Origin of the sequence: Thermoleptolyngbya sp. PKUAC-SCTB121, from assembly GCF_016919485.1 — a bacterium.
GTDB classification, from domain to species: domain Bacteria; phylum Cyanobacteriota; class Cyanobacteriia; order Elainellales; family Elainellaceae; genus Thermoleptolyngbya; species Thermoleptolyngbya sichuanensis.
Genome location: NZ_CP070366.1, coordinates 1,127,217 through 1,140,931, shown reverse-complemented (window position 1 = coordinate 1,140,931; position 13,715 = coordinate 1,127,217). Strand labels below are relative to the sequence as shown.

Annotated in this window: 9 protein-coding genes; 4 read left to right on the top strand and 5 right to left on the bottom strand. The window is 59.6% G+C overall.

Features of this window, described 5'->3' with window-relative positions; genetic code table 11:
- The first annotated feature begins 13 nt into the window (after positions 1-13).
- Positions 14-2,608 carry a chloride channel protein gene (locus JTM80_RS04760; RefSeq protein WP_172354774.1) on the top strand — a complete coding sequence of 865 codons (2,595 nt, stop codon included), beginning with the start codon at positions 14-16 and terminating at the stop codon, positions 2,606-2,608.
- Positions 2,609-3,178: 570 nt separating this feature from the next.
- Positions 3,179-5,164 carry a CHASE2 domain-containing protein gene (locus JTM80_RS04755; protein ID WP_205370695.1) on the top strand — a complete coding sequence of 662 codons (1,986 nt, stop codon included), beginning with the start codon at positions 3,179-3,181 and terminating at the stop codon, positions 5,162-5,164.
- 12 nt (positions 5,165-5,176) lie between these two features.
- On the opposite strand, the gene JTM80_RS04750 is transcribed toward JTM80_RS04755, so the two are convergent.
- The 4 genes from JTM80_RS04750 to JTM80_RS04735 all read right to left on the bottom strand — a co-directional run bounded on the left by JTM80_RS04750 (position 5,177) and on the right by JTM80_RS04735 (position 8,035).
- On the bottom strand, positions 5,177-6,127 hold the full coding sequence (locus JTM80_RS04750; protein ID WP_172354776.1) for a methyltransferase domain-containing protein: 951 nt from the start codon (positions 6,125-6,127) through the stop codon (positions 5,177-5,179).
- A gap of 311 nt (positions 6,128-6,438) precedes the next feature.
- Positions 6,439-6,741, bottom strand: coding sequence for a PepSY domain-containing protein (locus tag JTM80_RS04745; RefSeq protein ID WP_172354778.1), 303 nt, complete (start codon positions 6,739-6,741; stop codon positions 6,439-6,441).
- A gap of 354 nt (positions 6,742-7,095) precedes the next feature.
- Positions 7,096-7,422: a hypothetical protein gene (locus JTM80_RS04740; protein ID WP_068513220.1), complete on the bottom strand. Its 327-nt coding sequence runs from the start codon at positions 7,420-7,422 to the stop codon at positions 7,096-7,098.
- Between the two features lie 394 nt (positions 7,423-7,816).
- On the bottom strand, positions 7,817-8,035 hold the full coding sequence (locus JTM80_RS04735) for a hypothetical protein (RefSeq protein WP_205370694.1): 219 nt from the start codon (positions 8,033-8,035) through the stop codon (positions 7,817-7,819).
- A gap of 150 nt (positions 8,036-8,185) precedes the next feature.
- On the opposite strand from JTM80_RS04735, the gene JTM80_RS04730 reads away from it, so the two are divergent.
- Both JTM80_RS04730 and JTM80_RS04725 read left to right on the top strand, forming a co-directional pair.
- Entirely contained in the window at positions 8,186-8,665 is a 480-nt protein-coding gene (locus tag JTM80_RS04730; RefSeq protein WP_172354780.1) for a phycobilisome protein, read from the top strand.
- A 426-nt stretch (positions 8,666-9,091) separates the two neighbouring features.
- Positions 9,092-11,290: a hypothetical protein gene (locus JTM80_RS04725; protein ID WP_205370693.1), complete on the top strand. Its 2,199-nt coding sequence runs from the start codon at positions 9,092-9,094 to the stop codon at positions 11,288-11,290.
- Between the two features lie 127 nt (positions 11,291-11,417).
- Here the strand turns inward: JTM80_RS04725 and selD are convergent, their stop codons facing one another.
- The gene (selD, locus tag JTM80_RS04720) at positions 11,418-13,715 is read right to left on the bottom strand and encodes a selenide, water dikinase SelD (protein ID WP_172354784.1); all 2,298 of its coding nucleotides are present in this window, start codon (positions 13,713-13,715) and stop codon (positions 11,418-11,420) included.

Sequence of the window (13,715 nt, the reverse complement as noted above, 5' to 3'; positions counted from 1 at the left end):
CCCAATCCTTCAAATGCGCTGGATCAATGGCTCCAAACAGTTTGCGATCGCGGAAGCCTGCGTCATTGGTCTGGTTTCGGGGCTGGCAGCAGTCATGCTCAAACAGAGCGTGGGCTGGCTGGGCGGGTGGCGGGTGCAATGGTCGCACCAGTTTACAGACTGGCTGGTGCTGCCGCTGTTGGGGCTGCTGGGCGGCGGGCTGGCAGGGTTCCTGGTGGAGCGGCTAGCTCCGGAGGCGGCGGGCAGCGGCATTCCCCAGGTGAAGGCGGCGCTGGCCAATGTGGCGATCGCCCTCAATATGCGGGTTGCCCTGGTAAAACTGGTCAGCGTTATTCTCACTCTGGGCGCAGGCCTGAACCTGGGTCGTCAGGGGCCGACGGTGCAAATTGGCGCGGCTTTGGCCGCCCAACTCAGCCAGTGGATTCCCACCTCGCCAGAATATCGTCGCCAGCTCATCGCTTCAGGCGCAGCGGCAGGACTGGCGGCCGGCTTCAATGCCCCCATCGCGGGCGTTTTGTTCGTGGTGGAAGAGTTTTTGCAAGATTTCTCTGGCATCACGCTGGGCACAGCGATTCTGGCTTCCTTCATAGGCGCAGTCGTGTCGCGGGTGCTGGGCGGCCGCAGCCTCAGCCTGGATCTGGGCATGACCGCCTACGAGGCCACGTTTTCGCTCTACGATGTGCCGCTCTTCCTGATTTTGGGGCTACTGGCGGGGCTGCTGGGGTCGCTGTTTAGCCGGGGCATTTTCGTCAGCCTGGCCCTCAACCGTCGGCTTCCGCTGGGGCTGCCGGGGCGGATTGGGCTGGCGGGGCTGCTGTCTGGGCTGGTGGTGTCGCAACTGCCCGACAGCTTTCGGGACAACACGGGTCTGCAAGATCTGCTCAGCGGCGGCAATGCTGCCTGGTACTTGCTGCTGCTGGCCTTTGGCGCAAAGTTTTTGCTGACGCTGGTGGCCTACGGGTCGGGTGCGCCGGGGGGAATTTTTGCGCCGTCGCTGATTTTGGGGTCGGCGCTGGGAGCGCTGGTGGGCATTACGGGCAGCGGGCTGGAGTCGCTGCTGGGGCTTGCGCCGCATGTCAGTCCGGCCAGTACCTATGCGCTGGCAGGGATGGGCGCATTTTTCAGCGCGGTGACGCGGGGCCCGGTAACGGCGATCGTCATCGTGTTTGAGATTACAGCCAATTTCAACCTGGTGCTGCCGCTGATGATTGGCTCAGGCATTGCCTATCTGGTGGCGCAGCGGCTGGTGGGCAGCTCGTTTTATACTCGACTGCTGGAGTGGAACGGCATCCAGATTCAGTCGCCAGGAACCCAGCCCGCGCCCTGGCAAAAGCTAACGGCGGCAGCGGTGATGCAGCGGCGGGTGGAAACGCTGTCGAGCAGTTTGTCGCTGGATGAGGCGAAGCAGGCCTTTGCGCGATCGCACCATCGCGGGTTTCCGGTTGTAGACAACGGACGGCTGGTGGGCATCGTCACCCAGAGCGATTTGTCGGCTCCAGAGCGGCAGCCCGCCAATCCTGCGGCCGCCACCCTGTCGGACATGATGACGGCCCAGCCCGTAACCGTCCGCCCGTCCGACTCGCTGACCCATGTGCTGTTTTTGCTGAATCGGTTTAAGGTCAGCCGCTTACCCGTCACGGATGGATCAAAGCTGGTGGGCATTATCACCCGCGCCGACATTATTCGCGCCGAGTCGGATCAGCTCACGGGCGAGTCGCTGCAACTGGGACCCCGTCCCGCACCTTCCTATGAAGTTTATCGGACGCGATCGCCCGCCACGGGTCGGGGTCGGCTGCTGCTGCCCGTCAGCAATCCCCAGACGGCTCCGATTTTGGTGAAACTGGCGGGGGCGATCGCCCAGGAGCGGGGCTATGAGCTAGAGGTGCTGCACGTCATCCTGGTGTCGCGGGCCCATCCACCCTCAGAAACCGCCGTCCGCACCACCCAGGGGCGGCGCTTGCTGCGGCAGATTGAGCATTTGGGGCAAGACTGGCAGGTTCCTGTGCATACGCAGATTCGGGTAGCCCACGACGCAGCCCAGGCCATGCTAGAGGCCATCAAGGCGCGGCATATTAACCTGGTGCTAATGGGCTGGAAAGGCAGCACCAGCACGCCAGGGCGCGTATTTGGCACAACGGTAGACACCCTGATTCGCCAGGCCCCCTGCGACGTGGTGCTGGTCAAGCTGGGCGAAGAGACTCGATTCAATCATTGGCTGCTGCCGCTGTCGGGCGGGCCCAACGCGCAATATGCCCTGACGCTGCTACCTGCGCTGACCCGCCTCAGCCCCGACCCCAGCATTAAGCTCTGTCAGGTGTTGCCTGTAGACGAGCCGCTGGCGGATCTGTCCGTGATGGCGGTGGCAATGGACGAACTGCGCCAGCGGGTCAACTGTTCCATTACCACCCGCCCGATTCGGGGACATTCCGTACCGGGGGCGATTTTGCGGCTGGCCTGGCAGGAACCCTGCGATGTGATTGTGCTGGGGGCAAGCCGCGAAAGTCTGCTGCAACAGGCACTCACAGGCAACATCCCTGAGGCGATCGCCCGCAGCAGCGATTGCACCGTGATTTTGGTCAGAGCGGCGATCGCCCCAGACGAGTCCTAACACCGCTGTCCGACTAGACAGCCCCATTTTCAACCCCATTCATCCCATTTTCAGCCCCATTTATTTCCCCATTTATGATTGAGATGATCCGCCTTGACGCGATTACAGATGCGATCGCCTGGGAACTCTGTAATAGATAGACCTGATCAGGCGTGGTCATGAATGGTCACGAGTAAACTGCAAAGGGACTGCAAGTAGCCTGCAAGTAGCTTGCACGTCTTTTGTCATACTGTGTCATCAGGCAGCGATTGGGCATTCCAGAAGCCTTGGCCACTGACCAGCCCTTTGAGCAGGGAGGCTTTGCCCAACCACTCAAGCTCCATGATTGAAGATGACTAAAATAGCCGTTACTAATCGTCATCATGAATCGCCATCACGACGCTTGAACAGGCAGCAGCAGATACGGGTGCAACAATTGCAACAATTAGGAAGCTAGGCAGCCAGTCGATTAGCTGGGTAGCAAGACTTTACACAACCTGAGGGTCAGTTAAAGCAGCTTCACGGCAGCCTAGGTATTCTCCAGGCTCACTCAGCCTGACGTTGATTCAGCCGTCTTGCCCTAAACCACCCGTGAACACTCCACCCTTCTCCAGCTTTGCAAAAACCTGGCAAACGCTTCAGCCAAACCTGCTGGCGGGGCTAAAAGCAGCAACCGTGACTGGGCTTGCTATCACTGGGCTGGTGCTGGGGCTGCGGCAAGTGGGCGGGCTGGAGCCGCTGGAACTGCGGATTTATGACCGGATGGTGCGGCTGCGCTTCCGGGACGGATTGCTTGGCGATTCGCCCGATTCGCCCGACCCACGCCTGCTGGTGGTGGAAATCACCGAAGCGGATATTCAAACACTCCAGCGGGCTACACCGTCGGATGAAACCCTGGCCAGGGCGATCGCCCAGCTTCAGCAATACCAGCCCCGCGTCATCGGGCTAGACCTGCACCGCGACGTGCCCCAAGAGCCGGGTCATGCTCAACTCCAGGCCCAGCTTCAAGCCGATAATCTAATTGCCATCGCCAAGCTGGGCGAATCAGCGGGCGATTCGCGAAGCGATCCGTCCCGGAATCGCATTCCGCCACCGCCAGGATTCCCTCCAGAGCGAGTGGGCTTCAACGATTTTGTGATTGACCGGGACGGCGTAATTCGCCGCAGCCTGCTATATGCCCACACCGACACCGAAACCCATACGTCCCTGTCGCTGCGGCTGGCGCTGGCGTATCTCAAGCCAGACGACATCCGCCCGCGCCCCAGCGCCGCCAATCCCGAAGATTTGCAGCTTGGCGCATCCGCCTTTGTGCCGCTACAAGCCCACTCCGGGGCCTATCAGCGCCTCGACAGCAGCGGCTACCAAACCCTGCTGAACTATCGCGCCCGCCAAAATCCGGCTCGCCGCATCAGCTTGAGTCAGGTCTTGTCGCAGGACATTTCGCCAGAGTGGGTGCAGGACAAAATTGTGCTGATTGGGATGACGGCTCCCAGCGGCAAGGATCTGTTCTACACGCCCTTTAGCGCGGGCGAGCAGGTGTCGCACCAGATGCCCGGTGTGGTGGTTCATGCCCAGATGGTGAGCCAGTTTCTCGATGCTGCCACGGGAGCGCGATCGCCCTTCTGGTTTTGGCAAGAGTGGCAGGAGTGGCTGTGGATTTGGGGCTGGGCAACGGTCAGCGGGGCAGTGGCCTGGGCGGTGCGCCATCCGATTGCGCTGGGGCTAAGCAGCGTAGGACTGCTGGGATTGATTGGGGGCGCGGGCTTTGGGCTGTTTTTGCAGCAGGGCTGGGTTCCAACGGTGGCTCCGGCGATCGCCTCGATGATGTCACTGGGGACGGTCGTCGCCTACCGAGCGCAACAGTCGCACCGCCAGCAGCAGATGGTGATGACGCTCTTGGGGCAAAACACCTCGCCCGAAATTGCCGACGCGCTGTGGAATGCCCGCGATCGCCTGCTGGCCTCAGGAAAATTGCCAGGTCAGCGGCTCGTCGCCACGATGCTGTTTACCGATATCAAGGGCTTCAGCACTATTTCTGAACAAATGCCGCCGGAAGCACTGCTGGAATGGCTCAACGAATACCTGGAAGCCATGACCCACGAAATTCAGCAGCACCACGGCATTATCAACAAGTTCACGGGCGACGGGCTGCTGGCGATTTTTGGTGTACCCATGCCCCGCCTGGAGGAGCGCGAGGTGGATGAAGATGCCTATCAGGCGATCGCCTGCGCGTTGTCGATGGGCAAACGGCTGGAGCAACTGAACCAGATCTGGCAACAGCGCAGCCTTCCGCCGATTCAAATGCGGGTGGGCATTTTCACCGGGCCTGTGGTGGTGGGCAGCCTCGGCGGCAAGGAGCGGATGGAATACGGCGTGATTGGCGACAGCGTGAACACGGCATCGCGGCTGGAAAGCTGCCTCAAGGATCGCCAGGTGGATCTCTGCCGCGTGCTAATTGCCGAGGAAACCTTGATGCACGTTAAAGGAAAGTTTCAGGTGGAATCCTGGGGGCCACTGGCGCTCAGCGGCAAGCAGCAGCTTGTGGAGGTCTATCGGGTGATTGGCTATGCAACGTGATTAAGTATTGGACTAAAGCCTTTCTTTACGGACGGCGCGAAACATTCCGAAGCGGCACAGCCCCACGCTAAAGGCCAGCCACATGAGTAGAATGGTCGGCACTTCTCGCAGCGACTTAATCAAACCGGGAACGCCAAATTTCACCAGGCCCGCTGGTCGCGCGATGCCCTGCCAAATCGAGTCGGGCCAGGAGGGCAGCGTTTCCTTTGACCAGTCCGCAGTGGTGACGGGGCCCTCGGTAAGTCCTGTGGCTTCTAGCAGTTCCGAAAACCCTTCGATGCTGGCGAACTCCGGATGCGACCATTGATCCAGCAATTGCCGCATGACGGTGCGTTCCCAGAGATTCAGAGGAATTTGGCGATCATCCCGCTGGTTCCAGTCGGCCACCACCAGCACGCCGCCGGGTTTCAGCACGCGCATCAGTTCCTTGGCAAAGATTGCTTTGTCGGGCATGTGCGGCCCGGCTTCCACCGACCACACCACGTCGAAGCTGGCATCGGGAAAAGACAGCGCCATCGCGTCGTCTACCAGAAACTTGGCGCTGACTCCGGGCGGCGTAAGATCCTGCGCCCGCTTTACCTGCTGGGGGCTGATGGTGATGCCCGTAACGTTGAAGCCGTAGTCTTGCGCCAGGATGAGGCTGCTGCCGCCGATGCCACAGCCCACGTCTAGCAGGGTAGAACCGCGCGGCAAGCGATCGAGTCCGCCCCAGCGCACCATTTCATGCACAAAGTCGGCTTTGGCTTTGAGAAAATCTTTGCGGCGGGGCGGGGAGCCGTAGTGCCCCAGATGAATATGTTCGCCCCAATAAAATTCCAGGATGCCGTCCTGTGTCCATTCGTCGTAAGAACGGGCGACAGACTCGCCGGACTGATAGCGGCGGGCGGTGAGCAGGTAAAGGATCGTGCCGATGAGCAACATTGCCAGCAGCAGGATGAGGGCGATCGCCAAGAGAGAACCCATGCTTTATGTCGCGTGTCCGAGTTTGATGTAAATCGTTTGAGTAGAGCGTTTGAGTAGAGCGGTGAGCGCGTCGAATCCCAATCTCAAATACGATTGTAACGTTACTTTAACGTCGAACTCGACTAGCGCAGTGAGGCAGCACTCGACCTAGCTTTGGCCTTATCGCGTTTGGAGGGCGATCGCCATGAAGCAGCGCCTTATCAGAGCAGAACTACGAAGCCCCAAACTCCCAAGACGCTGCCAGATGTTGCTGAACGCAAATATGTCAAACGCAAATATGTCAAATACGAATTTCACACTCTGCGGGAAGCTTAGTCTCGATCTTCTCGCTTAGAAATGACGTTGAAATTCTCGTCTAAAAAAACGTCGTATTCTTTGCCGTCGTTGCAGCGCACGTCTTCGGCTTCAAAGCCAACGCCCTGGATATAATCCACATCGCCAACCACCGGGCATCCCTGAGACTGAAGCACTTCGACGACTCTCGCCCGCTCTTGGGGAGTTGCATCTCGATCGATATCAGCCCGGGCCGCCTGGGAGGTCAGCATTCCTGCCGATATCAATAGCAAAGAGACAATGCCGCTGCCAGAAAACCGGATTAAAGATAAGCCTTTCATGCAAAACTCCTATGTTTTACAGTCAATAAACTGCTCATAGGCTACCGATACGGGCACACGAGTTTGTTCTATCAAGAGGTATATTCACAGACAATCAAGCGAAGGAAATTCTTAATCCTCTAAGAGATACCTGCCTTGCTCCAGATCTATTTCTCTGGTCATGTAAGGCTTGATGAAACCGTATGATGAAGAACCGTATGATGAAACGCATCGACGTTGCACGAGGAAGCCAATGGAGTCAATGGATTCTCTGAACTGGGTGATGGGCGGGCTAGCCGTGGCAATTTTGATCGGCGGAATGCTGATGATGTTTACGACGGTGTTTACCACCAAGCGATAGAAAGATTGCGGCCGCTATCCATCGCGGCGATGTACCCGAAATTCTTGCTCTAGCGTAGGTAGCTCAATGGTGTCCTGGGCAAGCTGGGCGATCGCCTCCACATCAGCCAGTTTTTCTCGCAAAATCTCGACCCGATCCTGGAGGCGGGCGCGAATTACCTGCGGCCCGGCGCTGACGCAATCGCTACAGGCTTCTCCACAAATTACGCCCTGGTCGTTGTAGATCACCGCCAGCAGGAGTTGGTTTGAGCCGCTGCGGATGGGGCGAGACTCACGGCCGCAAATCGAGCAGAATACTGGAACGTTGCCAAAATAAATGCTTTGTTCCCAAACGATCTTCACAGGCCTAACCTCGATTGCGTGGCGCTAGATGGCAGAATCGGGCGGATCTTAGGACGGTCAGATCCAGCAGAGCCAGACTTCAGCACTGCCCGAAGACTCGATACGGCGCACTCGTTGACAGGTTGACAGAGCGGCCCCTCAATTCATCCCTAGTTTGTGACCAAAAGCCTAGCCTTGCTGTTTGGTTTAAGGATGTTTTCTGAATCACAGATTTGGGGGTGTAGACCGTGAGACGTTTGAAGAATGGCCACAAAAATTGCCTCACAGGCCAGGAATCCGGTCGCTGCAAGGCAAGGACAGTTAAACGCTACTTATAGTGTGGAGGGCGATCGCCCTCATGAACTCGGTCGCTGTGCCGATTTCTTGGGTGTCCTGTAGCACGATCGCATCTATCTTAGGGAATAGCCTGGTGATCTGGGTCACAGCTTACCGTCCGAGTCTTGTGCAGGAACGAGTCGGGTTTGGGAGCGGGAGAGCCGCCCGACAGTGCCTTGTTGTCGGGATTTGCAGGTCTTTTATAGAGAATTGCTGGGGAGATTATGGGGCGATCGCGCTGCAATTCCTCAAACACCTGCCCATCATTGGGTTTACAAAACGTTACTTTTTTATGCACCCTGGGCAGATTAAATACAGTCAGTCCTCTAGAACTGCGTCTAGTAGAACTGCGCCTAGCATCCCTTCAATAGTCAATTGCGACTGCTGACTCATCAATTCTTTCGCGTTTATCCCTTATCCCATCCATCCATCCTGCGAAGAACCCTCTATGCTTAGCCAGATGAAACGCCTCAGCCTGGAGACCGAAGGCCAGTATGCGACCGATGCAGACCTGCAATTCTTGCGAGATTACGCAAAATCCTACGGGCTGCGAGTCGAAACCTATCGGCGCATCCAGAACGCCGAGGCGCTGCTAGTGAGCCAGGTTCAGCAATACATGATGAGCAAAGACCCAACTCTGTTTCAGAACGGCGACAATGACCTGACGACAAAGTGGAAGCGGGATACCGTGCGGGTGCTGCGCTATTCTGCGGTGGCGATGCTGCTGAACGATCCCGAAACACTGCAAGAGCGCTTTTTGCTGTGGTTTCAAACCATCATGCGGGCCTTTGGAGCACAGCAAAGCTGCAACGCAACCTATGAAGCCATGCAGCATGTGGTGCAGCAACATCTGACCCCTGTACAGGCCAGCCTGTTTTGCCCCATTTTGGAAATTAATCGGCATCTGCTGGGGGGCAGCAACGCCTAGCCAATATACTCCACAGTCCACAGGCTTCCTAAGCGAGACGGATTGCCAACGGCTCACGCAGGGGGCCGTTGTTTTGGCGACAGCCTTTTAGCGATAGGTCGCCCTGGAGGTTCGCACTGGCTGGAGATTCGCACTGGGCCTGTTGTTACGCCGGGTGATTGTGACAAAGCGTATTGTTACGAAGCGTGTTGCTACGAAGCGCATTGTTACGAAGCGCAATGCTGCCAATCCTGAATTAGCCTACCGAATTCTGTAAATTTTAGAAGGCGATCGCCCCAAAACCGTGGTTTTTTGTTTCGGGGGCCACGTCCATCCGTTATTAGAGAATATATTCTAGAGAATCAGAAGTAATACGGATGCTTCGCGGGGCTGTTGACTCACGGGGCGGTATGCTTTAGGTGATTTTGACTGGGGTGAGGGTTCGCTATGCCAGTAAGACGTTTTGAGTTGCGATCGCCCGAAGGGGGCGCGGATGGGTTTGGCATGTATTTGGGCGGAGCGGGACAGTCGGGCGCAGCCAGCGGCCTCGCGCCAGAAGCGCTAACCCGCCCCCGGTCAAAATCCTGGCGATGGCTGATTGTGGGGTTGACTAGTTGCGCGGCCTTGGGCGGCGTGGCGGCATCGGCGCTGCTGTGGATGCTGATGCTGCCGCCCGCGCCCGATTGCAAAACGGGATCTCCGCTGGCTCCCGATATGGAGCGGCTATTTTGCGCTCAGCAGGCGGCTCGGTCGGGCGAACTGACCGAACTGCTGTCTGGCCTGGCGCTGATTGAAACCTGGACTCCGGAGCATCCGCTTTATAAGGAAGCCCAGCGGTCGGTTGAAGAGTGGTCGAAGGGGCTGCTAATCATCGCCCGCCAGAAGATGAACGCCAGCGACCTGCAAGGCGCGGTGGAAATTGCCCAGCGCATTCCCAAATCTAGCTCGGTGCGGGCCGATGCAGAGGCGGCGATCGCCACTTGGCAGGGCATCTGGCGGCAGGGCGAGGCGCTGGTGGCGGCTGCTCAAACTGCGATGAAGGAACAGGCCTGGGGCAATGCCTCGGAGGTGATCCGCGACCTAGGCGAGATGAGCCATCCCTACTGGGGCAACCAGCGGGCCCGGGCGCTGTCGGAGCAACTGCTTGTGGAACGTAAGGCACGCCAGCAGTTTGCCGAGGCTCAGAAGATCGCCCAGGCGGGTAAGCTGCCCGATTTGGCAAAGGCGATCGCCCAGGCAGGACGAATCGACAAGGGCAGCTATGCCTGGAGCGATGCCCAGCCCGTGCTGAACCAGTGGAGCGATCGGCTGCTGGGCGCAGCATTCCAGCTTTGGCAGGAGCAAAAGTTTGACCAGGCGATCGCCCTCACCAAGCAGGTCGAGGTCAATCCCGGTCGGGCTGAAATGGCGAAGGATTTAATCCAGCTTAGCGAAGCGCGGAAGCTAGCCGTTTCCACCTGGACAAACTGGGTCGCCACGCCGCAGCACGTGATCAGCCTGATGGAGGCGATCGCTGCCGCAAAGCAGATCAAGCCCACCAGCGCCTACTATGCCCAGGCGCAAAGCAGTCTAGCAAGCTGGCAGATTCAGCTAGATGGGCTGCGGCAGTTGCAACTGGCCCAGATGACGGCGGGCGTGGGAACCGTGGAGACGCTGAAGACGGCGATCGCCCAGGCCAGCAAGGTCCAGCCCGGAAATCCCCGCCGCCTGCAAGCCCAGACCATGATCGCTCACTGGCATCGCGAAATCGAGCGGCTCGAAGACCGGCCGCTGCTAGCACGGGCGCGACGGCTGGCTACCGAGGGGACAGTGGCCTCGCTGCAATCGGCGATCGCCCAGGCCGGGCAAATTTCCGAAGGTCGGGCGCTGCGGGGCGAAGCGCAGTCCTTGGTGCGCGACTGGACGCGCCAGATCCAGGTGATCGAAGACCAGCCCTACCTAAACCTGTCTCGGACGCTGGCACGGCGGGGCCGGCTGCGAGAGGCGATCGCCGCTGCGGCGCTGGTGCGTCCCAACCGGGCGCTCTACCCCCAGGCGCGGGCTGCGATTCGCGATTGGCAGGCAGAGCTAAATCGGTTCAACTCCTCGCCCATGCTGCCTGAGCGACCCACCCCTAGTCCTAGCCCAGCCTTGGAACCCCCCTTCGGAAGCAGCCGATCGGGCGCGATCGCCCCTGGAGCAGACGCTTCGTCTGACGAGACAAAAGAGCCGAAATATCGCTTGCCGCAGGCCCCCACCCGCAGCACTCCGGGTCAGCCTGCGCCATCGGGCACCCTCCCCCGCCCATCTGTGCCAGCGCCCATCGCGCCTGAATCTAGCGCTACGCCCCAGCCTGAATCCACGCCCAAGGATATTTCTGGACTGGCGGAACCCGAAGCGCCTCAGGTTATGCCGCCTGCGCCGCCTGCGCCGCCTGTGAACGTTGCGCCGCCGCGTGTGGTAGAGCCGCCGCCGCGTGTGGTAGAGCCGCCACCGCGATTTGAGCGTCCCCAGGCAGCGCCCGTGCGGGAGGCTCCGCCCGAAGCTGCTCCGGTTCGTCGGGAACGCCCCGCCGCGATGGAATCCGTCCCCGTGTCGCCGCCTAGCGAACCCGGGCCCCAGGCAATGGAGCCAGAATCCGCCAATTTCACCGAGTCGCACTCCTAGCGCTGCCGCCAGATATACGCCTGATTACGCCAGACATAGGCCAGATTACGCCAGACATGATTCCTGCTTTGGGACTGCTTTGGGAAATTTGGCCTATGGATTAGCTCGTTTGTCTAAACTGGTTTGCCTAGACTAGCCGAACAGAGCGTTGGCTCCAGCCTTGCGGAGCAACATCGCCCTCTGAAGGAATAACCTGGGCGACCGCCCTCGATTCGAGATACCCAGCCTGGTGAAGTGCGGACAAACAGTCCGGAGCCGTTTCTGCTGGCACACAGCCCAACAGCCCGCCAGCGGTTTGCGGGTCAAACAGGATATCGGCTGGAATTTCGGAAGAGCGCGACGGAGACCTTTGCTCCCAATCCCGCACCCAGCAGGCCGCAGCCAGGTTTTGCGGATGCAGAGAACTGCGGAACCCCTGCTGCAACGTTTCTGCTGCACCGGGCAACAGCGGCAGTGCCGACAAATCTAGCTGCACGCCCACAGGCTCCGATGCTCGCAGCATTTCCACTAAATGCCCCAACAGCCCAAAGCCTGTAACATCTGTGCAGGCATGAGCGCCATGCCCCTGAAAGATTTTCGCCGCCGTCTGGTTTGATTGCAGCATCGTGGTGATCGCCCCTTCGATCCAGCGGCCCTTGGCTCGTCGCTGCATCTCTGCGGCAAACAGCGTGCCCGTGCCCAGTGGCTTTGTCAGAATCAGCACATCACCCGGTCGCAGTCCACCCTTGGGCAGCAGTTGGGACGATTCCGCCAGACCATTGCAGGCAAAGCCCAGCGCCAGTTCCGCTCCCTCCACCGTATGCCCGCCCATCAGCACTGCCCCGGCAGCGTGTAGAACTTTGGTCGCCCCCGCCAGCAGGTGAACTAGCATCTCCTCTTGTTTGGCAGGCGTGGCGTAGGGCAGCGTGGCGATCGCCAGCGCACTCTGCGGACTTGCCCCCATTGCAAATAGGTCGCTCAGCGCGTGGTTTGCCGCAATCTGCCCAAACACAAACGGATCATCCACCAGCGCCCGAAAGTAATCCACCGTTTGCAGCAGCACCCACCCTGCTGGAACCTCTACCGCCGCCGCGTCATCCGGCGTGTCTAGCCCGATCAGGATATCGTCACGCTGAAGTGCGGGATACTCTGCCTGCACTCGTTGCAAGGCGCGATCGAGCGGCTGGCTACCGATTTTGGAGCCACAGCCCGCGCAGGGGAGAGAGTTGGAAGCGCGGCGGGATGGGGCGAACGTCCTGCGTTCGACCCGCTGGCTCCTCATCTCTGGCAAGTTCGAGAACTTTTCCATAAAGCGGCGATCGATGCGGTCTTTCCACTGCCAGAACCAGGGGGTGGGGCCAACGTGCAGAGGGCCGCGAGAGGCAACAGCCGTGCAATCGCCCAATCCAACCAGGATCAAAAACTCCTTTTGCGGCACGAAGGGCTTCGGCGGCTGGCCCAGCAGAGCGCGGCGCAGATTCTCCACCAAGGGCTTGCCCTGGCGCACAGCAAACACGCCTGCCTTAGGGCGCGGATGGCGAACCATCGTGGCCACGTCGCCCGCTGCAAAAACGTAGGGATGCGAGATAGATTGCAGGCAGTCATTCACCTGGATAAAGCCGCGATCGTCGGTTGCTAAGCCGGATTCCTTGAGCCAGGATGCGGCCGAGGCTTGCGTCACCCAAAAGGGGCGATCGCACTCGATCCAGCGCCCAGACTCGCAGCGCAATCCGTCGGGTTCCACGGCTGCCACCGTTTCCCCCAGATGAAGCTGAATGCCCCGCTGGGCAAGGATATGCTGCATCTTGCGTCGCATTCCGGGGCTGCGCTCTGGCAAGATTTCGCGACCGCGATGCACCAGATGAATTTCCAGCGGCGTGTCGAGATGGCCTGCCTGTTGCAACACCTGCCGCAGCCGCGCCCGTATATTCAGCGCTAGCTCTACGCCGCCCGCGCCACCGCCCACAATGCCCAGTCGCAGAGGACGCTGGGGCTGTTCAGACACCTGCTGAACGATCGCCTCCCATTGGGTCAAAAACTGCGAAATCGGCTTCACGGGAATGGCGTACTCCGCCGCGCCGGGAACCGTGGAGACTGCGGGTGTGCTGCCAATATCGATCGAGAGCCAGTCGAAGGCGATCGCCGGATGGTGGGCACACAGCACCCGATTTTGCGCCAGATCCAGACCAACCGCGCGATCGCCGATCAGCCGCACCCCAGCAAACCTCGCCAGTGGCCGCAGGTCAATGTGGCACTCGTCAAATTCGTACAGCCCTGCCACGTATCCGGGCAGCATTCCCGAATAGGGCGTGTGCATCACGTCGGTAATCAGCGTCAGCCGCGCGCCAGGAATCGGGTTCATGCCCCACATTCGGAGGGCGATCGCGTGGCTGTGTCCGCCCCCGATCAGCACGAGGTCTTGTGTAACAGGCGTGGGCGCTTCCAA

Excerpts from the sequence above, each read along its gene's own strand:
- JTM80_RS04760 (WP_172354774.1), top strand. The coding sequence starts at position 14 with ATGCGCTGGATCAATGGCTCCAAACAGTTTGCGATCGCGGAAGCCTGC.
- JTM80_RS04750 (WP_172354776.1), bottom strand. The coding sequence starts at position 6,127 with ATGGGTTCTCTCTTGGCGATCGCCCTCATCCTGCTGCTGGCAATGTTG.
- JTM80_RS04745 (WP_172354778.1), bottom strand. The coding sequence starts at position 6,741 with ATGAAAGGCTTATCTTTAATCCGGTTTTCTGGCAGCGGCATTGTCTCT.
- JTM80_RS04730 (WP_172354780.1), top strand. The coding sequence starts at position 8,186 with ATGCTTAGCCAGATGAAACGCCTCAGCCTGGAGACCGAAGGCCAGTAT.
- JTM80_RS04725 (WP_205370693.1), top strand. The coding sequence starts at position 9,092 with ATGCCAGTAAGACGTTTTGAGTTGCGATCGCCCGAAGGGGGCGCGGAT.